The organism is Metapseudomonas otitidis (genome assembly GCF_900111835.1).
Taxonomy (GTDB): domain Bacteria; phylum Pseudomonadota; class Gammaproteobacteria; order Pseudomonadales; family Pseudomonadaceae; genus Metapseudomonas; species Metapseudomonas otitidis.
The window spans coordinates 54,040-77,435 of record NZ_FOJP01000014.1 but is presented as its reverse complement, the minus strand read 5'-3'; the positions used below and the strand labels follow the sequence as shown (position 1 = coordinate 77,435).

General features: G+C 67.6%; 18 protein-coding genes. 6 read left to right on the top strand and 12 right to left on the bottom strand.

The annotated features are described in order from the left end of the window. Positions 1-104 precede the first annotated feature (104 nt). Positions 105-1,559 carry a gamma-aminobutyraldehyde dehydrogenase gene (locus BM198_RS18885; RefSeq protein WP_044402747.1) on the bottom strand — a complete coding sequence of 485 codons (1,455 nt, stop codon included), beginning with the start codon at positions 1,557-1,559 and terminating at the stop codon, positions 105-107. Between the two features lie 144 nt (positions 1,560-1,703). Continuing rightward, positions 1,704-2,615 (bottom strand): LysR family transcriptional regulator, encoded by a 912-nt coding sequence (locus tag BM198_RS18880; RefSeq protein ID WP_044402750.1) that lies wholly within the window; start codon positions 2,613-2,615, stop codon positions 1,704-1,706. A 338-nt stretch (positions 2,616-2,953) separates the two neighbouring features. Here BM198_RS18880 and BM198_RS18875 point away from each other — a divergent pair, with 338 nt between their 5' ends. Genes BM198_RS18875 through BM198_RS18865 form a run of 3 tightly spaced genes read left to right on the top strand, consistent with a single transcriptional unit; the run spans position 2,954 to position 4,164 of the window. Beyond that, positions 2,954-3,526, top strand: coding sequence for a hypothetical protein (locus BM198_RS18875; protein ID WP_074971704.1), 573 nt, complete (start codon positions 2,954-2,956; stop codon positions 3,524-3,526). Between the two features lie 7 nt (positions 3,527-3,533). Beyond that, a complete protein-coding gene (locus BM198_RS18870) occupies positions 3,534-3,743 on the top strand; it encodes a helix-turn-helix domain-containing protein (protein ID WP_044402756.1) in 210 nt (69 codons plus the stop codon). A 31-nt stretch (positions 3,744-3,774) separates the two neighbouring features. Then, complete coding sequence (locus tag BM198_RS18865; RefSeq protein WP_074971703.1) at positions 3,775-4,164, top strand: hypothetical protein; 390 nt, start codon at positions 3,775-3,777, stop codon at positions 4,162-4,164. A 9-nt stretch (positions 4,165-4,173) separates the two neighbouring features. Here the strand turns inward: BM198_RS18865 and BM198_RS18860 are convergent, their stop codons facing one another. Then, on the bottom strand, positions 4,174-5,226 hold the full coding sequence (locus BM198_RS18860; protein WP_074971702.1) for an alpha/beta fold hydrolase: 1,053 nt from the start codon (positions 5,224-5,226) through the stop codon (positions 4,174-4,176). Positions 5,227-5,499: 273 nt separating this feature from the next. Between BM198_RS18860 and BM198_RS18855 the strand changes: the two genes are divergently transcribed. From BM198_RS18855 to BM198_RS18845, 3 genes are all read left to right on the top strand, one after another. Then, positions 5,500-9,633: a CHASE domain-containing hybrid sensor histidine kinase/response regulator gene (locus tag BM198_RS18855; protein WP_244165715.1), complete on the top strand. Its 4,134-nt coding sequence runs from the start codon at positions 5,500-5,502 to the stop codon at positions 9,631-9,633. Further along, the gene (locus tag BM198_RS18850) at positions 9,626-10,561 is read left to right on the top strand and encodes a diguanylate cyclase (RefSeq protein ID WP_074971701.1); all 936 of its coding nucleotides are present in this window, start codon (positions 9,626-9,628) and stop codon (positions 10,559-10,561) included. Before BM198_RS18855 ends, BM198_RS18850 begins: the two co-directional genes overlap by 8 nt. Positions 10,562-10,661: 100 nt before the next feature. Continuing rightward, positions 10,662-11,186, top strand: coding sequence for a DUF4410 domain-containing protein (locus BM198_RS18845; RefSeq protein WP_074971700.1), 525 nt, complete (start codon positions 10,662-10,664; stop codon positions 11,184-11,186). Here the strand turns inward: BM198_RS18845 and BM198_RS18840 are convergent, their stop codons facing one another. The 9 genes from BM198_RS18840 to BM198_RS18800 all read right to left on the bottom strand — a co-directional run bounded on the left by BM198_RS18840 (position 11,187) and on the right by BM198_RS18800 (position 23,385). Continuing rightward, positions 11,187-12,248 carry a hypothetical protein gene (locus tag BM198_RS18840; RefSeq protein WP_074971699.1) on the bottom strand — a complete coding sequence of 354 codons (1,062 nt, stop codon included), beginning with the start codon at positions 12,246-12,248 and terminating at the stop codon, positions 11,187-11,189. A gap of 12 nt (positions 12,249-12,260) precedes the next feature. Beyond that, a complete protein-coding gene (locus BM198_RS18835; protein ID WP_074971698.1) occupies positions 12,261-14,087 on the bottom strand; it encodes a hypothetical protein in 1,827 nt (608 codons plus the stop codon). A gap of 4 nt (positions 14,088-14,091) precedes the next feature. Continuing rightward, positions 14,092-15,357, bottom strand: coding sequence for a hypothetical protein (locus BM198_RS18830; RefSeq protein ID WP_074971697.1), 1,266 nt, complete (start codon positions 15,355-15,357; stop codon positions 14,092-14,094). A gap of 18 nt (positions 15,358-15,375) precedes the next feature. Further along, positions 15,376-16,308 (bottom strand): hypothetical protein, encoded by a 933-nt coding sequence (locus BM198_RS18825; RefSeq protein WP_074971696.1) that lies wholly within the window; start codon positions 16,306-16,308, stop codon positions 15,376-15,378. A 73-nt stretch (positions 16,309-16,381) separates the two neighbouring features. Next, positions 16,382-18,718 carry a hypothetical protein gene (locus BM198_RS18820; protein ID WP_074971695.1) on the bottom strand — a complete coding sequence of 779 codons (2,337 nt, stop codon included), beginning with the start codon at positions 18,716-18,718 and terminating at the stop codon, positions 16,382-16,384. 12 nt (positions 18,719-18,730) lie between these two features. Continuing rightward, complete coding sequence (locus tag BM198_RS18815) at positions 18,731-19,879, bottom strand: hypothetical protein (RefSeq protein WP_074971694.1); 1,149 nt, start codon at positions 19,877-19,879, stop codon at positions 18,731-18,733. Next, complete coding sequence (locus tag BM198_RS18810; protein WP_074971693.1) at positions 19,849-21,294, bottom strand: alkaline phosphatase family protein; 1,446 nt, start codon at positions 21,292-21,294, stop codon at positions 19,849-19,851. Before BM198_RS18810 ends, BM198_RS18815 begins: the two co-directional genes overlap by 31 nt. Next, positions 21,287-22,504, bottom strand: coding sequence for a metabolite traffic protein EboE (eboE, locus tag BM198_RS18805; protein ID WP_074971692.1), 1,218 nt, complete (start codon positions 22,502-22,504; stop codon positions 21,287-21,289). The genes BM198_RS18810 and eboE overlap by 8 nt, the downstream gene beginning before the upstream one ends. After that, positions 22,501-23,385 (bottom strand): TatD family hydrolase, encoded by an 885-nt coding sequence (locus BM198_RS18800; RefSeq protein ID WP_074971691.1) that lies wholly within the window; start codon positions 23,383-23,385, stop codon positions 22,501-22,503. Before BM198_RS18800 ends, eboE begins: the two co-directional genes overlap by 4 nt. Positions 23,386-23,396 lie beyond the last annotated feature (11 nt).

Genomic DNA, 23,396 nt, shown 5'->3' with positions numbered 1-23,396 from the left:
TTGGTAGGGCAGCTTCAATGGGGTGCAGCGTCCCGCGTGCGGCCGGGATGAGCGGTCCGCCGGGGTGTCTTGTTGTGCGCCGGCAGCGTGCCGCCGGCGGTCGTTCAGTCCTGTAGCTGGCCGTGGCAGGCCATGATGTGGCGCACCACGCTGTAGTCCTGCAGCGAGTCGCTGGACAGGTCCTTGCCGTAGCCGGAGCGCTTAAGCCCGCCGTGGGGCATCTCGCTGGCCAGCATGAAATGGGTGTTGATCCAGGTGCAGCCGTACTGCAGCCGGTTGGCGATCTGGAAGGCGCGGTCGAGGTTCTGCGTCCATACCGAGGAGGCCAGGCCGTATTCGGAGTCGTTGGCCCAGTCCACGGCCTGTTCCAGGTGCTCGAAACGGGTGACGGTGACCACCGGGCCGAAGACTTCGCGCTGGACGATCTCGTCCTGCTGCTTGCAGCCGGCCAGCAGGGTGGGCTGGTAGTAGAAGCCGGGGCCGGAGTGCACGGCGGCGCCGGTGACGCGCTCGATGTGGGGCTGGCCGAGGGCGCGTTCGACGAAGCTGGCGACGCGGTCGCGCTGGCGGGCGCTGATCAGCGGGCTGATCTCGTTGTCGGCGTCGCGCTTGCGGGCGAAGCGGATGCTCGCCACGGCGTCGCCCAGTTCGGCCACCAGTCGGTCGTGGATGCCGGCCTGGGCGTAGATGCGGCAGGCGGCGGTGCAGTCCTGCCCGGCGTTGTAGTAGCCGTGGGTGCGTACGCCCTGGACCACGGCGGCCAGGTCGGCGTCGTTGCAGACGATGACCGGGGCCTTGCCGCCCAGCTCCAGGTGGGTGCGCTTGAGGGTGCGGGAGGCGGCCTGGAGGATCTTCTGCCCGGTGACGATGTCGCCGGTAAGGGAAACCATGCGCACCTTGGGGTGGCTGACCAGGTGGCTGCCGACGCTCTCGCCGCCGCCGCAGACGATGTTGAGCACGCCGGCCGGCAGCAGGTCCACCAGCAGCGGGGCCAGGGCCAGAACGCTCAGCGGGGTGTGCTCGGAGGGCTTGAACACCAGGGTGTTGCCGGCGGCCAGGGCGGGGGCGATCTTCCACGCGGCCATCATCAGCGGGTAGTTCCAGGGCGCGATGGAGGCGACTACGCCCACCGGGTCGCGGCGCACCATGCTGGTGTGCCCGGCGACGTATTCACCGGTGAGCTGGCCCTGCTGGCAGCGCACGGCGCCGGCGAAGAAACGGAACACGTCGGCGGTGGCCGGCAGGTCGTCCTGGCGGGCCAGGTGCAGGGGCTTGCCGCAGTTCAGCGATTCCAGCTGGGCCAGTTGCTCGGCCTTGTGCTCGATGGCATCGGCGATGGCCAGGAGGGCACGGGCACGGTGGGCGGGGGTGGTGCGGGACCAGGCGGGGAAGGCGCGGTGGGCGGCGGCGATGGCCTGTTCGACCTGGTCCTGGGAGGCATCGGCGATGCTCACCAGGGTTTCGCCGGTGGCGGGGTTGATGATGGCTTCGGCCATGCCTTCGCCGGTGACCAGCTGGCCATCGATCAGAAGCGCGGTGTGCAAGGTCGGGCCGGTCATCTTCGTGGTTCTTCTTTTATCGGTCTTGTTATCGGGCATGCGGGGCTCCGTGGACGGGCCGGGCGCTGACCTTCTGGTATAGCGACAGAGACTAGAGCTCGGGCCTGGGGTCGACAAATTCTAAATAACGAAAGGCGCGTTCGATTAAATCGAAGGTCGCTTGGTGTTCGGATGCTCCCGGGCGACGGTGAGGAAGGGGTCCACCATCGGCGGTCGGGTGGTGCCCCGGCGCCAGGCCAGGCCCACGTCCAGGGGCTCGCTGAGGTCCACCAGGGGGCGGGCTTCGATGATGTCGCCCTCCAGGGACCAGGGGCGGTAGGTCATGTCCGGCTGGATCGACAGGCCGAGCCCGGCGGCCACCAGGCTGCGCACGGCCTCCACCGAGGCGGTGCGCAGGGTGACCTGGGGCGTGAGCCCGGCGCGGGACCAGATGCGCTGGGTGTGCAGGCCCATTTCGTCGGCGTTGAGCTGGATCAGCGGCTGCCCGGCGACGTCTGCCAGGCTGATGCTGTCGCGCTCCAGCAGCGGGTGCTGGGCCGGCAGCCAGAGGCGATGCGGGGAATGGGTCAGCACCTCGGTCTGCAGGGCGTGGCGGTCTTCCAGGTTGGAGAGGATGAGCACGCCGACGTCGATCTCGCCGCTCACCAGCAGGTGTTCGATGTAGGGGCGTTCGTCCTCCACCACGCGGGTCTGCACGTTGGGGTAGGCCCGCTGGAAGCGGTTGATCAGGTCCGCCAGGTAGTAGCCGGCCACCAGGCTGGTGACGCCGATGGTGAGGCGCCCGGACACCTGGTCGGTGCTCTGCTGCAGGCTGCGCTTGGCGTTCTCCACCGTCGCCAGGATCAGGTGCGCCTGGCGCAGGAACTGGTGGCCCTGGTGGGTGAGGGTCATGCCTTTGGCATGGCGGTCGAACAGCCGCACGCCGATCTCGTCCTCCAACTGCTGGATGGCCAGGGTCAGGGTGGACTGGGAAATGAACACCGCCTGGGCTGCAGCGGAAATCGAGCCGCTTTCGGCCACGGCAATGAAATGACGGATCTGGCGGAGGGTCATCATGGGAGAGGGTCGGCCATGGAATGGGGTGTTTTAGGAAAAGGAAGCGGCGTTTTTAAGAAAATGCATGGTTGCATTCTTTTAAATAGAACGAAATATAGCGCACCCAGCCATTCGCTCGGATCAGCGGGCCTCACCCAGGGTGCGACATTCGCGCACGTCCCCATGGTGATCCGTGGGGACGTCCCCGTCGGGGTGAGCATGCCGCCGAACCTCAACGAGTGAACGCGCTTGAATTTTAGGGTTGATCGATCCGCTTTCTTTGCATTACTTTTTAAAAAGTTATCGCGATACGATAATTTATTAAACCGAAACACAACTGAACCCAGGACGGTTTCCCTATGCAACACCTTCCCTTGCTGTCTTCCTTCAAGCGCCTCAAGTGGGCCGGGCTGGCCACTGCCGGCCTGGCCTGCGTCATGGCCCTGACCGACATCATCATGAACACCGTCATGTGGTACACCGGCGTGGCCAGCACAGGCTACCTGGAGTTCTGGGGCGACAAGATCCCGCTGCTGCTGGCGGAGGACTACCAACTCCCTACGCTGAATTGGGTCCTGCTGGTGGCGCTGGACTATGTGCCGGTGCTGATCTCCAGCCTGGGCTTGCTGCTGACCGGGCTGTTCTTCCTGCGGCTGTCGCGCCGCGAGCTGTGGTCCACCCGTAATGCGCGCCTGCTGATGACCATCGGCGGGCTGTCGATCCTCGGTCTTGTGCTGCAACCAGTTCTCTACACCCTGACCGGTCTAGTACTATCGCTCGGCCTTCCCCCGGGGGAGGGTCTCCTGGCGGTTTCCCTCGGTCTAAATACCGAATCCATGTCCGAACTCCTCAAGGCGGTCTTCGTCTGCTCGTTCGGTTTCATGATGAATGAAGCCCGCTCGCTCAACGAGGAAGTCAAGGCGTTCGTATAACGGCACCATGAGCATCATCATCAGGCTGGACGTGGTCCTGGCGCAGAACAAGGTTCGCTCCAAGGAACTCGCTGAAATCATCGGCATCACCGAGCAGAACCTTTCCCTTCTGAAGAACGGCAAGGTGAAGGGCATTCGCCTGGAAACCCTCGACCGCATCTGCCGGACCCTCAACTGCCAGCCTGGCGACATCCTCGAGTACCAGCCGGACGACTGATCCGGCCCCACCCCAACCCCGGTGAATCCCCTTGAAACGACTCCTGTCCCTGGCAGGCGCGGCGGCTGCGCTCGTCCTGCTTTCGGCCTGCGGCCCCTCCGGCCGCTACCAATACGACCTCCCCAAGGATGGCTACGCCCAGGCCTGCGTCGCCCAGTGCCGCATGCAGAAACAGCAATGCGGCTACCTGGACGACAGCAAGCGGCGCCTGCAGGAAGCCCGCATGGACGCCTACCACTACTGCGTGGCGGGCAAGGACAAGCGCCAGGCCCGCAAGGACTGCGCTTACCCCGGCACCTACGGTGGCTATGGCAGCTACGGCGGCGGCTACAGCGCCTTCAGCTCTTGCGCCGACGACTACGACCAGTGCTTCACCAGCTGCGGCGGCACCATCCGCTGGATACCGGCGCCGACGCAGTAGGCCGCGCCCTCAAGGGCCGGTGCGTTGCCAGGCGCAGATGTCCAGGGTGGCGCCGCGCTTGAGCAACGGGCCGGCCTCGCGGGTTTCCACCAGGCGCGACTGCCCGCGCCAGCACAACAGCGTGCGCCGCCCGCCGTAGGCCAGGTCCGCGAGGATCTGCCCCCAGTGGCGGTACTGCACGTCGTGACCCTCGCCGGGGTACAGGCGGGTGGCCACGACGTTGGCGTAGTGGCTGCGCCAGAACGCGGCGTGTGCCGGCACCACCGTGGTGTCGGCCTCGCCGTGGTAGATGAACACCGGCGCGGCCACCGCCGAGACGTCCGCTACCGGCTGGCTGCAGTAGAGCTTCAGCTCGTGCACCAGGGGTTGCAGGTCGAAACCGGTCGAGCCCTTGCCATAGAAGAAGCGCGCGCCTTCGTCGGCGGCCTCGTCGATGAAGCCCGGCACCCGGTTCACTGCGGTGTTCGGCCCCAGGTCCCACCACACCGAGGGCACGTCGTAACGGGCGGCCAGGTAGTTGTCGATGATCTGCTTGTCACTGAGCGCGCAGGACGGGGAGGGCGCCGCCACCCCCGCGTTCTGCGAGATGGCCGCCGCCAGGTGCACCGAGCGCAGGCGTGTCGGCAGGCGCGAGGCGATGGCCGCGCTGTAGGGCCCACCGCCGGAAATCGCCACCAGGGAGAAGCGCTGCACGCCCAGGTGGGCCAGCAGCGCCTCCACCTCAGCGGCGTAGCTGGCGTAGTCGCCACTGGGGTCGAAGGCGGTTTCGCCGAAGCCGTTGCGCTCCAGGGCGATGAAGCGCAGCCCCAGGGATTGCCGCAGGCTGCGCAGGAAGTCGGTCAGCGCCAGTGCCCGACCACTGGTGCCGTGCCCGCTGACCAGTACCACCGGGATGCCGTTGCGCGGGCCTTCGTCCAGGTAATGCAGGGTCTTGCCGTTGCCATCCACCCAGCGCTGCATCGCCGGGCCCATGTAGTCGAAGTCGTTCTGCACCTTCACATCCGCCAGCGCCGTGCCCAGGCTCAGGGCAAGGGCCAGCAGCCATCCGAAGCAACCCTTCATGGGTGTTCTCCTGTTCGTCGTGGTTTCGTCCGATCCACCGCATCCCGACTGCCAGGCCACCTGGGAAACGGAGCGGCACCAGTGTAGGAAGACCCCGGGCATCCGTTTTGACGTGGAGCGACGCTTTCTCGGACGGTGACGACTCCGCGCGGCGTGCCTGTGCCGGCATTCGACCTGCAAACACCCGACCAGCGTCTACGCTGTCGAAAAGCAACCGCCGGGGCGTCAAGACGTCTTGCCCCGGCTGTTCGGGACAGACGCCGGGAACGAAGGATGATCAGAAGGCAGGCCGTGATCGTGGTGGCATGGATGCTGGTGGTGCTGGGTGCCGGGCTGCTCGCCAGCCTGCTGGTCAGCCAGCACCAGGCCAATCGCAACCAGAGCTTCATCCACCAGATGCTGCTCAACGACGGCAAGCTGATCGAGCACGAGCTGATCGGCCGGCTGGACATCTACACCTACCGCCTGCGCAGCATCCGCGGCGCGATCTACATGCTGCAGTTGCCCAACGTCACCCGTGATCTGCTGGCGCGCTTCGGCCGTGTCCGCGACATCGAGAAGGAGTTTCCCGGAGCCCGGGGCTTCGGCTTCATACGCCGCGTCGCGCCCGAGGATGAAGCTGCGTTTCTCCGTCGGACCCGGGCGGACGGCATGCCGGACTTCAGCATTCGCCAATTCGCCACCCACGCCGGCGAGCGCTACGTGATCGAGTTCGTAGACCCTGCACAGCGCAACCAGGCCGCTTTCGGCCTCGACATCGCCTCCGAGACCCGCCGTCGCCTCGCCGCCGTCACGGCGATGAATACCGGCCAGCCGACCCTTACCGCGCCCATCACCCTGGTGCAGGAGTCGGTCGAGCCCTCGCGCGCCTTTCTCCTGCTGTTGCCGGTCTACGCCACGCCGGATACGCCGCCCACCGTCGAAGAGCGCCAGCGCAACACCCTGGGCTGGGCCTATGCGCCCCTGTCCATGCAGGAAGTGATGCGCTCGATGACCTTCCCGGCCAGCGACCTGCACCTGACCCTCTACGACGTTGTGGACAGCAACACCAACCACCTCATCTACGACTCCTTGCCCGACCATGTGGACGACGGGGTTGCCAGCGCCAGCTTCCAGCGCGAGGTCTACGGGCGCACCTGGCGCTTCGAGATCAGCCCCCACGCCAACTACATCCAGCGCCTGGAGTTGCCCAGCCCGGAGCGCGTGTTCGGCATCGGCACCCTGGCCAGCCTGTTGCTCACCGGCATGACCGGTGCCCTGCTGGTGTCGCGGCAGCGGCAGAGGACCATCTCCGCGCAACAGGCGCGCCTGGCCACCATCATCGAGAACTCCCGGGACGCCATCATCGGCGAGGCCCTGGATGGCACCATCGTCACCTGGAACCCCGCCGCCGAGCAGATGTTCGGCTACCGCGCCGATGAGGTCATCGGCCGCCCCCTGGCGCCGCTGCTGGTGCCCCCCGAACGCTTCTGGGAGGACGAAGAGCTGCTCGAACGGGTCTCGCGGGGCGAGCTGGGTTCGACCCTGGAGACCCAGCGTCGGCACAAGCAGGGCCACCTGATCGACGTGGCCATCACCTGCAGCCTGATCCGCGAGCCGGACGGCAAGATCCTCGCCGCCGCCAAGCTGATGCACGACATCAGCGACCGCCTGCGCGCCGAGAACTACCTGCGCGAATTCAACGCCAAGCTCGAACTGGAGGTGAGCCAGCGCACCGCCGAGCTGTCACGGCTTGCCGGCCTGCTGCAGGGCGTGCTCAACGCCTCCTCGGAGGTGTCCATCATCGCCACCGGCACCCACGGCCAGGTGGCGATCTTCAACCGGGGCGCCGAGCGCCTGCTGGGCTACCGGGCCGACGACGCGGTGGGCCTGCTGTCGATCCTCTCGCTCCACGAGCAGGGCGAGATCAACCGGCGCGGCGAAGAACTCAGCGCCGAAGCCGGGCGCAGGGTTCAGGGGCTGGAGGTGCTGTGCCTGAAAGCCGACAGCCAGGGCGCGGAAACCCGTGAGTGGACCTACATCCGCCAGGATGGCAGCGCGGTGCCGGTGTCCATGGTGATGACCGCCATCCGCACCACCGGCGGCGAAGCCATCGGCTACCTGAGCATCGCCCAGGACATCACCGAGCGGCGGCGATCCAGCGAGGAGCTGCGTGCCGCCACGGTGGCAGCCGAACGCGCCAACGCGGCCAAGAGCCTGTTCCTGGCCAACATGAGCCACGAGATCCGCACCCCGATGAACGCCGTGATCGGCGTCGCCCACCTACTGCAGAACACCCCGCTCAACGAGGAGCAGCGCAACCTGCTGGGCAAGCTGGAGATCGCCGGGCGTTCGCTGCTGGGGATCATCAACGACATCCTCGACATCGCCAAGATCGAGGCCGGCGAGATGCGCCTGGAGAGCCGCCCCTTCAGCCTCCGCCAGGTGCTGCAGGAGCTGGGCGAGCTGTTCTCGCCCCAGGCCGAGGCCAAGGGCCTGGGCTTCGCCCTGGAGGGCCTCGACGAACTGCCGGCGCAAGTGCTGGGGGACTCCCTGCGGATCAACCAGATCCTCATGAACCTGGTGGGCAACGCGCTGAAGTTCACCGCCACCGGGCAGATCACCGTTCGTGTCGCCTGCCGGGAGGTCGATGCCGAGCAGGTCCGGGTGACCCTCACGGTCGTCGACACCGGCTGCGGCATCGCCGCCGACGTGGTGGACCAGCTGTTCTCGCCCTTCACCCAGGCCGATGCCTCCACCACCCGTCGCTTCGGCGGCACCGGGCTGGGGTTGTCGGTGGTGCGTGGCCTGGCCGAGCAGATGGGCGGCAGCGCCGGGGTGCGCAGCGTACTGGGGCAGGGCAGCGAGTTCTGGGTGGAGATTCCACTGGAAATCGCCCAGACCGATCTGGACTCCACCGCCACCGCACGCAGCCTGGAAGTGGTGGTGGTGGACGACAGCGCAGCCGACCGTCAGCAACTGGCGCGCCATTGCCGTGGGCTCGGCTGGCGGGTGCGCATGCTGGACAGCGGCGAAGCCCTGCTGGACCTGCTGCGCGAGCGGGTGCAGCACGGCTTGCAGCTGCCCGACGTGCTGCTGGTGGACTGGCAGATGCCAGGGCTCGACGGCGTGGCCGTGCTGGAAGAGAGCGCACGTATTCTCGCCCCGACCCGCCTGCCCAGCAGCCTGCTGGTCTCGGCCCATGAGCTCGACGGCTATGTGCGGGCGAGTGGCGGATTGGTGGACCAGGCGCTGCGCAAGCCGGTGGACAGTTCCAGCCTGTTCAATGCCGTCAACTCGGCAGTGGTCCGCCATGTCGGCAACACCGAGAAGGTGATGCTCGGCACCGACCTGGATACCCGCTCCACCCGCTGGCTGGAAGGCACCCGCCTGCTGCTGGTGGACGACAGCGAGATCAACCTCGAAGTGGCCAGCCTGCTGCTTGGCCAGCAGGGCGCCGAGGTGGACACCGCCATGAACGGGCGCGAGGCGGTGCAACGTCTCGAACAGGCACCGGATCACTACGACGCGGTGCTGATGGACGTGCAGATGCCGGAAATGGACGGCTATGAAGCCACCCGCACCCTGCGTGGGAAGCTCGGCCTGACCCGCCTGCCGGTGATCGCCCTGACCGCCGGTGCCCTGGCCGAGGAGCGCCGCCAGGCCGAGGCGGCCGGCATGAACGAGTTCCTTTCCAAGCCCCTGGAGCCGACCTCGCTGATCCGCACCCTGCGTCGGCTGATCGAGCAGTTCCGCCTGGAACCGCTGCCCGTGCGCAACCTCTCCGCCCGCCTGGAGCAGAAAGACGAGCAGGCCTGGCCGGTAATCCCCGGCATCGACGCCCGGGAGGCGGCGAACCGGCTGGGAAATGACATCGACCTCTTCCTCGGGTCGCTGAACAAGCTGTTCAACGAATTTGCCGACCTCGAGGACACCCAACTCGCCCAGCAACTGCTCAGCCGTGATGCGGCGACCCTGGCCGGCAAGCTGCACAAGCTGCGAGGCTCCGCCGGCCTGCTGGGGGCCATGGCGCTGCACCGGGCCTGCGGCGATGGCGAGTCGAGCATCCGCAGGCCGGCCGGCAGCGCCGAGCAGCGCCTGGCCCTGCAGCAGGTGTCCGAAGCCCTGGTGGCCCTGCGCGCGGCCGCCGCACCTTATCTGGAGACACAGCTGAGTACCCCGGCCTCCGGACCGCAGGACGCCGGCGAGGCCGAGCAGGCCCTGGAGAGGTTGATCACCCAACTGCAAGGCCGTGACATGGCGGCCATCGACACCTTTCCCGACGCCGTGGCGGCCCTGCTGGCAAAAGGCGGCCAGGCATTGGCGGACGCGGCCTGGAAGGCGGTGGACGACCTGCAATTCGACCAGGCACTGGACGTCCTGGCGGCCCATGGACTGATTGACGACGAGGGAAGCGAGCATGCATGACGCCATCATCCTGCTGGTGGATGACGACACCCTGGCCATCCGCGCCCTGAGCAAGGCCCTGAACGGCCTGGGCCAGATCCGCTTCGCCACCTCCGGGGAGGAGGGGCTGCGCATTGCCCGGGAGAGCTTCCCGGACCTGGTCATCCTCGACTCGGAGATGCCCGGCATGAGCGGCTTCCAGGTCTGCGAGGCGCTGAAGAAGGACCCGGTGCTGGAGGCCATCCCGGTGATCTTCATCACCAGCCACACTGAAGGCGACATGGAGGAGGCCGGCCTGGCCCTGGGCGCGGTGGACTTCGTCGCCAAGCCCATCCGCCCGGCCATCGTCGCCGCCCGGGTGCGCACCCACCTCCGGCTCAAGCAGGCCCTCGACCGCCTCAACGTGCTGGCCCAGACCGACGGCCTCACCGGGCTGTCCAACCGCCGCACCCTCGATGCCGCCCTGGAGCGCGAGTGCGTCCGCGCCAGCCGCAGCGGCAGCGCGGTGTCCCTGGTGTTGCTCGATATCGACTTCTTCAAGCGCTACAACGACACCTACGGCCACATCCAGGGCGACCAGTGCCTGGTGCTGGTGTCGGCGGCCCTGCGTCGCTGTGCCAAGCGCGCAATCGATGTGGTGGCTCGCTACGGCGGCGAGGAGTTCGCCCTGCTGTTGCCGGACACCGGGCCGGATGGGGCCTGGGAGGTTGCCGAGCACATCCACCATGAGGTGGCTCGGCTGGGCATTCCCCATGCCGAAAGCGACAAGGGCCAGGTTTCTGTCTCCATCGGCGTCGCCAGTTTCGTGCCAGCAGAACCGACGTCGCACCCGCACCTGTCTCCGGCCGACCTGCTCAAGGCGGCGGATGCGGCCCTCTACGAGGCCAAGACGGCTGGGCGCTCCTGCAGCCGCCAGCGTGACGTGCCCGGCGAGCCCGCAACCGGATAATGCCGTTCATTCCGCTCGTGCCGCGCTTCGCCGGGTCGCCCTCGACAGGGCGCCCGGCCCTGGTCCAGGCTGCTTCCCCCAGTTCCTACAGGGTTCCTTCATGCGCTCGATCCTGCTTGCCGCTGTCCTGCTGTTGCCCGTCGCCACGTTCGCGGCGGAGCCGGCGCTCTACCTCACCGACTTCGTCGCGCAAGACCCAGGCGATGCCCAGCAGCGCGAGCGAGCAACCCAGTTGGGCGCCGCGTTGCAGCAGGCCCTTGGCGCACGGCAGGTGCAGGTGTCGCGTCTGGATGAGCGCCAGCCCCTGCCGCAGAGTGGCTGGCTGATCCAGGGCCAGGTCGCCAGCCAGGGTGGCCGGCGCCTGGTGCGCACGGCGGTGGGGTTCGGCGCGGGTGCCAGCAGTGTCGAGGCCCAGGTGTGGATCAGCGACCTGGCTGCCGGCGAACTGCGCCAGCTGGCCGCCCAGGACCGTTCCGGGCGCCTGCCGGGTGCACTGGTGTCACGTAATCCTCAAGTGGCAGCAGCCAAGTTCCTGCTGGAGCGCCGGGCACTGGACCGCAACCTGGACGAGGTCGCCGCCGAACTGGCCGACGAGATCGTCCGGGACCTGGCCACGGCGCGCTGATCAGCCCAGCCCGGTGAGGGGAATGCGGCGAATCCGCCCGTCCAGCGGGGCGGTGCCCGCACCCGGCGTCGGCAACGGTCGACCGCTGAGCCCCATGCCTTCGCTGACCAGCACCGCATCGGGCAGCAGGCAGAGGTTAGACGGCGTATCCAGCCCTTCGGCCAGCACCGCGACCGTGCCACGGCCCAGGTCGCAGTGCAGCAGGCGCCCGCTGAAGCGCTCGAACCCGCCGTGCCAGGCGGCGCCGGCCCAATCCGGGGTCAGCGGTTGCAGCAGTCGCTGGCACAGCTCCAGGACCAGCAGGTTGCCGTCCTTCGTCAGTGCCAGGCCGGTAGGCAGCTGCAAGCCGAACACCACCGTCTCGATGCGGCCGTCTTCGGGCCAGACGCGGATCACCTGCCCGGCGTGGTCGGCGAACTCCACGCCGCGCAGCGCCGGGTCGCGGCGCAACTCACCGGAGAACAGCGTCACCAGTAGCGCACCGGTGGCCGGCTCGTGCACCAGGGTCACCGGCACCGCCTCCTGGCCCTGGGCAAGGTCCGGCAACTGGACCAGCACCCGCTCGTCATAGCCCTCGACGAACTCCACCACCTGATTGGTATCCGGTTTGACCGACAGCCAGCTGCGGCGCCCCGGGTGGTAGCACAGGGCGTTGAGGTTGCCCCGGCTGCGGAACAGCGTTGCCGGCGGCGACTGGCCGAGGTCGAGGATGCGCGAGCCGTCCACGTAGTCGGTGAGGCTGGCCAGGCAGCGCCCACCGGCGCAGCACACGTCGGACAGCCCCATGATCTCGTCCCGCAGCATGCGCACCTGCATGTTCATGGAGCGGAAGCCCTCGGCGATCACCTCCGGCGCCTGGTAGTGGCCGGAGAGGCCCGGCGCCGGGCGCAACCGGCTGATGCGCCCGCTGAGGGGCTGGTCGGCATGCCCGGAGCCGGCCTCCACCAGCAGCAGGCTGCCGTCGGGCTCCAGGCACAGGCCCCGGGGGTTGAGCAGGCCTTCCGCGATCACCGTGCCGCTGCGCACGGCGTCGCGTGGGTTGAAGGGGATATGGATGGTCATGGCTGCTGCTCCTCAGGCTGCCGGGGGTTGCCAGGGGCTGCTGGTGAGGTAGGCCTTGAGCAGCGCCCGCTGGCACGGCGACATGGAACGCACCACCGGCATGTACAGCGTGGTGCCTTTGTAGGCGTCGTCGGTGCGCGCGAGGATCGCCTGGCGCGCATTCCAGATCGCGTCCTGCTGGTTCAGCGGGATGAAGCGGGACATGGCCGGGAAGGCCAGGTAGTGGAAGCGCAGCACAGCCGGGTAGACCTGGTCCCAGGTGACGGTGCTGCCGGCGGGAATGCCGAAGGTGCTTTGGGAATAGAAGCGGAAGTTGGTGAATCCGCTTGAGGTGCCGAGGCTGTAGGTCAGAGAGGTGTAGCCGGCGTTCCCCGAGGTGTCCTTCTTGCGTGAGAGGGCCACCACCACCTCGGTCTGCCCGGGCTCGATCTTCACCGGCGTTTCGGGGTACTGCAACAGGTCCCAGTTCGAGGGATCGGCGAGGATGCCAGCCGGCCCTGCGCTCAAGCTGATCGAATTGGCCAGCGGCAGCGGCCCGCCGAGGTAGCGCACCTGCAGGGTGAGATTCAGGCCGCCAGGGTAGTCGTCCATGTACAGGTTGCGCTGGTCGCTGTAGATGCGTAGCGGGGTTTCGGTGACGGTCAACTGGGTGCCCGCGACCATGTTCGGCGCGTGCATGCCCAGGGCGGTGACGCGGGCCAGCTCGCAGGCTGGCTGGGTGAGGGGGATGTCCACCAGGCCGCCGTAGACGTAGTACTGCTGCAGCAGCGCGGAGTCGGCGGGGAGGGTGGCCAGTGGCTGCCCCCCGGCGGTGATGGTGACCGGACCATAGTCGATGTTGGGCCCGATGGGGCTGGTGATGTCGGTGCGGTCTGCGCGGAAGGTGGCCTTGGGAATCAGGTTGACCATGTCCAGGCTCAGCCAGCCGCAATGGCCTGGCGCGCTGGCGGGCACCACCTGGGCATAGCCCGCCGCGCCGGTGTCGGCGTTGAACAGCGAGCGGCCGGCCGGGCAGATCTGCGGTTCACCGGCGAACGCCGGGGCCAGCGTGCCGATGACCCGGCCGATGCTCGGGTTGGGCGTGTAGCGGCCGGCTGCATAGTCCGCGTCCAGTTGGGTGCTGGTCATGCCCGGGCACATTTCGAACATCACGAAGCGCAGCACCAGGCCGGTAGCGCCGGGGGCTTCGATCAGGCTCTTGAGGGCCGCGCTGTTCTGGTTCCAGCTGACGATGGCGCTCAGCGGGAAGGTGACCTGGAAGGTGCCGCTGATGACGCAGGAGCCCGGCGCATCCTCGATACGTTTCAGAATCCGCTTGGCCAGGTCGAAGCTGCTGGCCACCACATTGGCATGGATCACCAGTTGCGGGTCGGTGGTACCGCCGATCTGCAGGCCGCCGATGTAGATCTGGGTGGAGATCGAGCCGGTTGGATCCAGGTCCACCATCATCGGGCCGGATACCGGAGCCTGGCCGGTCACCGGGTCCACCGAGCCGAGCAGGTACACCGGCTGGCCCACCAGGTCACCGGTGGTGCTGATGGCGCCGGGGGTGCCCTGGGAGCTGATCAGCACGTTCTGCATGTCCACCACATGCTGGCCGTAATGGTTCCAGCCCCCGGCGGTGTAGTAGTTCCCGCTGGGGGCATTCATCAGGTTGTTCAGTTCGTCGTCGCTGTAGCCCTGGGCCTGGGTGGCTACCTGGGAGTTGGGGATGTCGAACAGGTCGAGGGTCTGCGAGTCGTCGGTGCCCATGGGAATGGTCGGCGAGTTGTTGGGCAGGCTCACGTCGGTGCGGATGCCGCCCCAGAAGTTCAGTCGGGGTCCGTTCAGGATGCTCATGGGGTCATTCCTCGTCCTTGTTGAGAGCGGCCGAGGCGGGCGCCTTGGCGAATTTGAACAGGTAGGAGTAGTCGGACTTGTAGGGGCTGTTCTTCGCCGTGGCCATGGAGTGGCAGTTCATGCAGCTGCTATTGGGCTGGATGTAGCTCTCCATGGTGACGTTGGCGGACAGCGCCGGGGTCGGCTGGCCCAATGGGTTGCCCGGGTTGTCCGGCATCAGCGGGCGCTGGGTGGTGACCAGCTGGTAGTAGCGCAGCACGCTCTGCTGCACGTTCTGCTGGTACTGGGCGTTGACCGCCGCCGTGTCGCTGGCGATGGGGGTGACGCGGGTCAGCGGGTCGGGGGTCTGGAAGGTGGTGCCGGGCTTGGGAACGCAGATCAGGTCACTGCCCTGCTGCTGCCAGGTGCAGGGCGACTGGTTGACGCTGCTCGCCGGGGCGCTGGCGTCGTAGTAGCTGTAGGGGCTGGCGCTGCCGCTGCCACCGGGGACGTTGTCCACCTGCTCGAAGGTGGACCAGACCCACTGCGGGTAGCCCGGTGCCTTGACGATGATGTGCAGCCCCACCAGGCCCAGGGTGGCTTCCACTGTGGTGCCGGTGGCGACGCCCTGGCTGTTGAACTGCGCCACCTGGGCACGGGTGGTGAAGTAGCGCGCGGCATTGTCCTGGGGCGTCAGCACCCGCCAGGCGGCCTTGATCTCGGTGGCCTGGGCGGGGAAGGCGATGTTGCGCGCCTGGCTCACCACGTTCAGGTCATAGAAATGGTTCTGCACGATGTAGTCGTACGAGACCTCGTTGGCAGCGATGTCGTAGTAGGTGGGGTTGCCACGCTGGTCGATCAGCCAGCCGCCCACGGCCTGGTCCACCGCCTGCACCACGGAGGTGTTCTTCAGCGCGGCGATGTTGATGAGGCCCAGGCTGCGGGCGCTCATCGGGCTGTTCCAGGGGCCGGGGTTCTGGCCGTTGGGCAGGAAGATCTCGTTCACGTCCTTGTAGCTCTGCCAGACGGTGGGCCCGGGGGCGCCCAGGGGCTGGCTGCAGTCCGGCTGGCCGCGCTGGCCGGCCTGCACCGGCCAGTTGAGGGCGATGAAGAGCTGCCAGCTGTAGCGGTCGAAATCGGCCTGGGCGGCAGTGGGGGCCGGCGCGCTGGTGGGCGGCTGGCAGGCGGGGGTGGTGCCGGTGACGGCGGCCTGGGGCTGCTCACGGGCCTGGCAGGCGAGGGCACTGGCCAGCAGCAGGGCGGAGCCGGCGTAGCGGAAGGTCGGGTTCATGAGGGCGCTCCTTGCCGATCAGGGCTGCATGGATTTCAGCTGGTTCCACTGCGCCTTGGCCCCGTTGGCCTGGGGCGCCGGCGGGTTGAACAGCTGGCAGGGCTCGGGGTTGACCGGGCACTTCTTGGCCACCTGGTCCCAGGTCTTGGCCGGGTCGGGCTTCTCGATGCGGAAGTTCACGTAGTTCTGGCTGACGATGGGTGCGTTGGCGACGCTGGCGTCCCCGGAGAAGTAGAACGATTGCGGGTGGCGGAACAGCGGCTGGCCCGGTGCTGCGCGGGTGGCGTCCTTGTAGAAGGCGTAGCCGAACAGGATCGGCCCCTGGGGCGACTGCACGTCCAGCGCATAGGCCTGCACGCTGCCTCCCAGGTTCTGGCTGCGGGTCGGGCTGTAGGGCAGGTGCTGGACGAAGTCCTGCCGCGCCGGGTGGTTCATCGGCGAGAAGGAGCAGCACTCGGGCATGGTCTTGGGCCGGTCCTCGTAGGTGAGGAAGTAGGCCTTGTTGCCCAGGGAAACGAAGGAGCAGGTGTAGTTGTTGTCCTTGATCGGGAAGATCGGCAGGCAGTACTTCTCGTAGTGCTCCATCATCGCGCCGTAACCGTCGCCATCGGCGGGGATGTAGGTGGTGTCGTAGTAGCTGGTGCCCTTGGAGACGGTGTAGTCGGCCGGCTTCAGGGTGCTGGGCGGGTTGCTGTAGGGCGGCGGGTTCTTCTCGTAGTTCTGGGTGACGCGGAACATGGTCCAGTCACTGACCCAGGTGGCGGGGAAGAACGGGTCGCTGGGCTCGCCGGGCTTGCGCTCGGCGATGCAGTTGCCGTTGCTGGCGTCGCAGCCGAGGCTGTTGTGCACGCCGTTGGTGAAGAACACGTCGCCTTCGTCATCGGCGGCGAGGGCGGGTTGGCCGAGCAGTGCGAGGGGCAGCAGCCAGGCGAGCAGTCGGGTTTTCTTCATGGGGACTCTCCTTCGTAACGGCAGGGCGGGCGAGCGGTGCCGGCCCGCCTGCGGGTTCCAGGTCAACGACGGTTCAGGTCAGGGGCCGGGGCGGGTAGTTGAGCTTCACCAGCTCGTTGGCCCAGCGTTCCAGCACCGCGCGCCGGCTCTGCGGCAGGTCGCGGGTGATGGGCATGGCAAGGGTGCTTTCCTCCTGGTAGGGCTTGCTGACCAGGCGGATCAACTGGTCAATGGCGCCCTCGATGCGCTGCAGGGAGTTCAGCGGCATGTACTTGTCCATGATCGGGTAGAGGTAATAGAACGGCTCGAAGATGCGCGGGTAGATGAAGCCTTCCCAGATCAGCACCCGTGCGTCCGTCTGCTTGCACACCTGGTTCCAGGCCGTGACGAACTCGTCCATCAGCCCGGGCTCGTCCGGCAGCACCCGCAAGGGCGCGAGGAAGTCGGTGTAGGCCTCCATGTAATCGAAGCTGAAGGGCACCGCAGGCGCCGCACCGGGGCCGTCCTGGACGAAGAAGCGCAGGGTCGGGAAGCCGGCGGCGATGGCCTTGACCGTCACCTGGGCGATGCCGTTGGCGTCGGTGGTGATCTGGGTGAGGCTGTAGTCCACCCTGGCGCCGTTATCCAGCACGCCGGAACGCGGGATGGACGGGATGAACTGCAGACAGGGTGCCAGGCTGAGACCGGCCGGGGTTTTCAGGTAGGTCTGGTAGCGGATGGGTACGAAATCATCCTCCGGGGCATCTTCAGTGGCACGCAGGCTGCGCCCACTGCCCTCGTTGATCACGGCCCCCGGTGCCTGGGTACCGAGAAACTGCGGCATACCCGGTTTGTTGTCCTTGCGGTGGGTGGGGTGGTCCTTGATCAGGGTGAAGTCGATGTCGTTGCTGAACGCCAGGTAGTAGTTGCTGGTGGTCAGCATGAAGGGGTTGTTGTACTCCGCCACCCACAGGGTGGTTCCGGCTGGGGCGGGCAGGCCGTCGTACTGCACCATGATCTGCAGGGTGCGGGTGTCCCCAACGTCGATGAAGGTGCCACTCTCGACCACCTCGGCGGTCCACATCTGCTGCTGGGCGGCGAGCATCGGGCTGCTGCCCTGGGTCTGCAGGGCCAGGGTGCCGACCTCGGTCTTGGACACGGCATCCGTCACCGGCAGGTCCACCAGGCCTGCACGCTTGTCGAAGGCGGCCTGGGCGTACTGGGCGAAAGTCAGGTCGGCCAGGTGCTGGAACTCGCCGTTCTGCTGGATGCCGACCTGGAAATCACCCAGTTGCAGCTTCTCGCACTCCGGTACCGTGTTTTGGCTGTTCGGCAGAGGGGCGAAGGGGAAACCGGTGCCCAGGTCCAGTGACAGCAGGTCGCCCTGGGCCTGGGCGGAGATCACCCCCAACTGGATCGTTGCCTTCGGGTTCCCGCCCGGGATCGGGAATTTCCCGACCGGCTCCAGCCGGCGACCGGCCGGGGCGGTGGGGTACTCATCGGCGAACCACAGGCCCAGCACGCCCGCCGTGCGGCTGTAGGCGGGGTTGAGGACGATGTCGGCCACGTTGTCGAGGCCGGCCTGGTAGATGCCATGAAGCGCCTCAAGGGCTTTAAGGCTGTTACTGCGCGTGTTGACCGGCGGGTAGTCGTTGAAGATGCCGTTACGGTCGTAGTAGGTCAGGTAGGTGGTGAAGCGGAACATCAGCCCCTGGGCGTTCTGCGCCTCCATCTGTTGCTGCAGGGCCTTGAGCAGGGCCGAGTCGCCCAGTTGCCATTGCAGGTTCTCGCGGGGGAAGCAGGTCTGCCAGGCGGTGGTGACGGTGTTCAGGCCCTGCACGGCCCCCCAGTTGAAGTTGAGGAAACGGTCGAGCATGCGGTAGGCGCGGGTGGCCGTCAGTCCGCAGGTGGCGTCGCCCAGCACCAGGCGGTCGAAGTACAGCGCGGTGAAGGTGTTCTGCCAGGGGCTGATGTCGACGAAGCGCGCCGGGGTGGGCTTGTCGCTGCCGAAGGGGTTGCCCAGCAACTGGAAGCCCTTGCCTACGATGGGGTCCTGCTCGATGTAGCTGTTGGCCTGCAGTTCGCCGCCGATGATCAGCGAGCGGATGTCGTTGTAGTCCACGGTGCCGCAGGCGTTGTCGCCGAACAGGTCCCATTCCGCCGGCATCATCGGGTAGCCGTTGGGGCTCCCGTTGCCCGGCACCTGCAGCACGTAGTCCGGGACCTGGTCATAGGGCAGCGCACTGATGATCCAGGGCAGGAGTTTCGTGCGGGCGTTCTCGGGATGGATCCCGTAGTGCGACAGGAACGGCCAGTTCAGGTCCATCTTCACGGCGTCGTAGAGCGGGAGGACGTCGTTGTTGTTGGCCGTGGGCGGGTTCCAGAAGAAATGCCCGTTCATGTAGAGCCGTGGGAAGTTCAAGACGCTCATGGTTCGTCCTCCTTAACGTTTCCACTGGGCGCGCTTGAGCGACCAGACGTAGTCCAGCTGGTTGTAGCCGGCGAAGGCGCTCTCCGGCAGCGGCTCCACGGGGTAGGCGATGCCGTCCTGGGACGGCAGGGCGAAGTTGAAGTAGCCCTTCTTCGCCGAATAGGCCGCCGTGCCATGGCAGGCCAGGCACGAGGATTGGCTCTGGAAGGCCGACTCCAGCTGCGAGTTGGCCAGCAGCTTGGGCTCGCCGCCGGCGATGTACTGCACGCCGATCAGCTCGTACTGGCCCAGCGCGGCGTACTGCGGCTGGAACTGGGCGTTGGCGGCCTGGGCCGCCGGGGTCGGGCCGGTGCTGTTGGTCATCGGCTTGGGCGGGATGTCGTTGGTGACGGTGTACTTGCTGTTGTTGCGGTTCTCGAAGGTGGTCCAGACCCAGTCGGGGGTGAGCTTGTTGATCACGTGCATGCCGCTGAGGGCGGCGTAGCCCACCTCGTACTGGCTGCCGTTCTTCAGGTAGTAGGCCTGGGCGATGTAGTAACCGTCGTTCTCCAGGGTCTTGCGGAAGTTGGCGTCGGTACCGATCCAGATCCACGCCGTCTTCACCTCCCAGGCGTTGGCGGGGAAGGCCAGGTTGGCGGTCAGCGCGGCCTGGCCATCGACGTTGTAGACCTGCTTGTCGACGATGTAGTCGAAGGTGCCCTGGCCCATCAGCAGCTGGAAGCGCACCGGCTTGCCTTTCTGCGCCGCCGGCACCTGGCCGCCCATTTCCAGCACCAGGCCGTCCACCTGCTGGATGCTGTCGAGGTTGTGGAAGGTGGCCTTGGTGTCCAGGCCCAGTTGCTCGGCCTGTTTCAGCACCGTGGTGGGGGTGGGTTCGCGCTCGTTGTAGGGCAGCGGCTTGCCACCGTTGGGCAGGAACACCTGGTCGGTGGGCTTGAGGCCCTCCCAGACACGGCTGGTGCTGCCCTTGACTTCGGGCTGGTTGAGGCAGACGAACCAGTTCCAGGCGGTGACTTCCGGTGCGCCGGTGAACTGCGTTCGCAGGGCATCGGGATGGCCGCCGTAGTCGAAGAAACCGGTGCAGTCGAAGGTGGGTTGGCTCTGGGCCTGGGCCGAACCGGCCAGGATGCTCAGGACTGCAAGGGAGAGGGCTCGTTGCATGGGGTCTCCTTGGCCGAAGCCTTGTCGAGAGAGCGATGCCCCAGGAAGTACTGCAGGAGCAGGTGTTTTACCGAGGTGACCGGCAGGCGGTCCGGTAAGGGGAGGTCGCAATCGGTGATCAGCAGCGGCCCATCCTGGTCGCTGGCGGGAAGACGGCCGTGGCTCCCGCGCACCAGGCGGGTGTCCAGGGGGATCAGGTCCATGTAGTAGCGGAAGCCGAGCAGCTTCTGCGCCAGGCGCCGCGCCACCCGCAGGCGCGGGAAGGCGATGGCGGGGTCGACGAACAGTTCCAGCGGGTCGTAGCCGGGCTTGCGGTGGATGTCCACGGTGCGGGCGAAGTCCGGCGCGAGGCGGTCGTCGAACCAGTAGTAGTAATCGAACCAGTAGCCGGGCGCGGCCATGGCCACCAGGTCGCCGGCACGGGGATGGTCCAGCTGCCAGGCGCGCTGCTCGTCACGGTCCAGCACCCGCTCGATGCCCGGCTGGCGCGCCAGCAGCGCCTTGACCCGGCGCAGCTCGCGGGGCTCGCGCACGTAGACGTGGGCCACCTGGTGGTCGGCCACGGCAAAGGCCGCGCTGGCGCCGGGGTCGAGCAGCTCCCAGCTCAGCGAGCGGCGCACCTGCAGCCAGCCTTCGGCACGCAGCAGGCGGTTGATGGAGATGGATTGCTGCACCGGCTCGATGCCGTACTCGGACACCAGCATCACCGCGGCGTCCTGGGTGCGGGCGAAGTCCAGCAGGCGGCCCACCTCGGCGTCGATGGCGCGCACCTGGGCACCGATCTCCGGGTGGCGTGGGCCGAGGCGCTGCAGGTCGTAGTCCAGGTGGGGCAGGTAGACCAGTTGCAGGTGCGGCCGGTTGAGGTCGAACTCGGCCATGGCGCAGTCGACGATCCAGCGGCTGGAGCCGATGCCGGCCATCGGACCCCAGAAGCTGGGGAAGGGGAAGGTGCCGATGCGCTGCTCGATCTCCGCGTGCAGCGAGGCGGGGGACGAGTAGAGGCCGAACACCTTGCGCCCGTCGGCGGGGTAGTGGGGGCGCGGGGTGATGGAGGCGCTCACGTCGGCGTACATGTTGTACCACCAGAACAGCTGGCTGCAGCGGAACTCCGGCCACTGGCGGGCGATGGCCTGCCAGATCTTCTCGCCCTGGACCAGGGCGTTGGGCTGCAGCCAGAAGCGCACCTCGGCCTGGTCGCGGAAGTACCAGCCATTGCCGACGATGCCGTGCCCCGACGGCGGCAGGCCGGTGAGCATGGAGGCCTGCACGCTGGTGGTGACAGCCGGGAACACCGGCTGCAAACCGGCCATGCGCCCGCGCTTGAGCAGGGCGTTGATGTGCGGGGTGTTATCGCCGAGCAGGGACGGGGTCAGCCCGACCACGTCCACCAGCAGCAGGGGCCTGGGATCAGCCATGGCGCACCGCCCGCCGGCGCAGGGCCGGGCCGAAGCGCGAGACCAGCTGGTCATCGACCCAGGCCAGTTCCGCGGCGATGCCCTGGGCCAGGGCGGTTTCGCTGGCCGGGCGCAGGGCCTCGGGCAGCACGTTCCAGCTGTAGGTTTCCACCTCCAGCACCGGGTGCAGCCCGGGGTGCGCGGCCAGGGTGTCGAAGACGGCATGCAGGGCCGCCTGGGTGCCGTGCAGCTCCGGCCACTGGAAGCGCTCGGTGAACAGCGGCACGTGGAAGTGCACGCGCAGCTCCACGCAGGCGTGCAGCGCCGGGTCGGCCAGGGCCTGGGGCAGGTCGGCCCAGCTGCTCAGCCCGCCGTCGTGGCGGCGGCCCTTCACCTGGTGCAGGTAGACGCCTTCAGCGAAGCCGGCCAGCCGCTCCAGGGCCAGGGCACGGGCGCGTGCCTGGATCGGCAGCTGGCAGGCGAGGGCGTTGGACAGCTGGATCTTGCCCACCGGGATACCGGCCTGGTGCAGCTGCACCAGGGATTCGCCCACCTCCTCGAACAGCACCGCCTGGTGGCACACGTCGACGCACAGCGCCAGGTAGCGCCAGTTCGGGTCCGTGTCGCGCCAGCGGGTGAAGAACGCCAGGGCCTCCTCGGTGCGTTCCAGCACGCAATCCGGCTCCATCTCCAGGCACAGGCGGATGTGCTTGCCGGTGCGCTGGCGCAGTTCGGCCAGGCCTCGGGTGAGCTGGCGCAGACGGTTCTCCGCGTGCTGCTGGCGGGCCGGCGTCCAATGCGCGCGGTAGCCCAGGGGCACGCTGGAGATGACGCCCTGGTTGCAGTCCTCCGGCAGGGCCTCGGCCAGCAGCTCCGCCAGTTGCAGGCTGTAGGCCAGGCGCCGGGGATCGGCCCAGTCGGGCTGGTACACCTCGGCCTTGACCGCCGCACCGTGGAAGCGCCCGAAGGGGAAGCCGTTCAGCGAGGTCAGGCGCAGCCCGCAACGCCGCAGCAGGGCGATGAAGGCGCGGCGGCGGGCCGGCACCTGCAGTTCGCTGGCAGCGTGGGCGCTGATCCACAGGCCGCTGTCCTGTTCGGCCAGGCCACGCTGCCGGCGCACCGCCTGGAACGGCCCGGAGATGGAGGCACAGAGTGCCTCCAGGTCATGGGCCGGGTGGACGTTGCCGCAGTAACCCAGTTGCGCTGGGGTCCATCCCATCGCGCCGTTCATTTCACCACCGGTTCCTGGCCGCGCAGGGCCGAGTTTTCCTGCCAGAGACGGCGTTGATCGATGGGCAGCAGGCTGCCGACTTCGGCCTTGTCCAGCTGGCCGCTCTGGGCGAAGAAGTCCACCGGGTTGTCGAACAGCACCTGCTCCACCTGGGCCTCGCTGAAGCCGGCCTGGCGCATGGCTTCGCCGGTCTTGGGCACCTTCAGCGGGTCGCTGACGCCCCAGTCGGCGGCGCTGTTGACCACCATCTTCTCGGTGCCGTACTGCTGCAGCAGCGCCACCATGCGCTGCTCGGACATCTTGGTGTTGGGGTAGATGGAGTGCCCGCGCCAGCAGTCGCTTTCCATCACCAGGGGCAGGGTCAGTTCGTTGAGGTGGTCGATCAGCACCAGGTGCTCGGGGACGCCCACCTCGCGGATCACCGAGAGGGTGCGGCGGGTGCCGCCGATCTTGTCGCGGTGTGGGGTGTGCACCAGCACCGGCAGGTTGAAGCGCTTGGCCAGGTCCAGCTGGCGGGCGAAGAAGTGCTCCTCCTCGGGGGTGATGTCGTCGTAGCCGATCTCGCCGACGCCCACCACGCCTTCCTTGACCAGGTAGCGCGGGAGGATGTCCAGCACCTCGTTGGCCAGGGCCATGTTGTTGGCCTCCTTGGGGTTGAGGCCGATGGTGCAGAAGTGGTGGATGCCGAACATGCTGGCGCGGAAGCGCTCCCAGCCCACCAGGGTGTCGAAGTAGTCGATGAAGCTGCCCAGGCTGGTGCGGGCCTGGCCCTGCCAGAAGGCCGGCTCGATGACGCCGGTGATGCCGGCGTCGGCCATGTTCTGGTAGTCGTCGGTGGTGCGGCTGACCATGTGGATGTGCGGGTCGAAGTACCTGGGCATGGGGGCGTCCT

Excerpts from the sequence above, each read along its gene's own strand:
- BM198_RS18885 (WP_044402747.1), bottom strand. The coding sequence starts at position 1,559 with ATGACCGGCCCGACCTTGCACACCGCGCTTCTGATCGATGGCCAGCTG.
- BM198_RS18880 (WP_044402750.1), bottom strand. The coding sequence starts at position 2,615 with ATGATGACCCTCCGCCAGATCCGTCATTTCATTGCCGTGGCCGAAAGC.
- BM198_RS18875 (WP_074971704.1), top strand. The coding sequence starts at position 2,954 with ATGCAACACCTTCCCTTGCTGTCTTCCTTCAAGCGCCTCAAGTGGGCC.
- BM198_RS18870 (WP_044402756.1), top strand. The coding sequence starts at position 3,534 with ATGAGCATCATCATCAGGCTGGACGTGGTCCTGGCGCAGAACAAGGTT.
- BM198_RS18860 (WP_074971702.1), bottom strand. The coding sequence starts at position 5,226 with ATGAAGGGTTGCTTCGGATGGCTGCTGGCCCTTGCCCTGAGCCTGGGC.
- BM198_RS18855 (WP_244165715.1), top strand. The coding sequence starts at position 5,500 with ATGATCAGAAGGCAGGCCGTGATCGTGGTGGCATGGATGCTGGTGGTG.
- BM198_RS18850 (WP_074971701.1), top strand. The coding sequence starts at position 9,626 with ATGCATGACGCCATCATCCTGCTGGTGGATGACGACACCCTGGCCATC.
- BM198_RS18845 (WP_074971700.1), top strand. The coding sequence starts at position 10,662 with ATGCGCTCGATCCTGCTTGCCGCTGTCCTGCTGTTGCCCGTCGCCACG.
- BM198_RS18840 (WP_074971699.1), bottom strand. The coding sequence starts at position 12,248 with ATGACCATCCATATCCCCTTCAACCCACGCGACGCCGTGCGCAGCGGC.
- BM198_RS18835 (WP_074971698.1), bottom strand. The coding sequence starts at position 14,087 with ATGAGCATCCTGAACGGACCCCGACTGAACTTCTGGGGCGGCATCCGC.
- BM198_RS18830 (WP_074971697.1), bottom strand. The coding sequence starts at position 15,357 with ATGAACCCGACCTTCCGCTACGCCGGCTCCGCCCTGCTGCTGGCCAGT.
- BM198_RS18825 (WP_074971696.1), bottom strand. The coding sequence starts at position 16,308 with ATGAAGAAAACCCGACTGCTCGCCTGGCTGCTGCCCCTCGCACTGCTC.
- BM198_RS18820 (WP_074971695.1), bottom strand. The coding sequence starts at position 18,718 with ATGAGCGTCTTGAACTTCCCACGGCTCTACATGAACGGGCATTTCTTC.
- BM198_RS18815 (WP_074971694.1), bottom strand. The coding sequence starts at position 19,879 with ATGCAACGAGCCCTCTCCCTTGCAGTCCTGAGCATCCTGGCCGGTTCG.
- BM198_RS18810 (WP_074971693.1), bottom strand. The coding sequence starts at position 21,294 with ATGGCTGATCCCAGGCCCCTGCTGCTGGTGGACGTGGTCGGGCTGACC.
- eboE (WP_074971692.1), bottom strand. The coding sequence starts at position 22,504 with ATGAACGGCGCGATGGGATGGACCCCAGCGCAACTGGGTTACTGCGGC.
- BM198_RS18800 (WP_074971691.1), bottom strand. The coding sequence starts at position 23,385 with ATGCCCAGGTACTTCGACCCGCACATCCACATGGTCAGCCGCACCACC.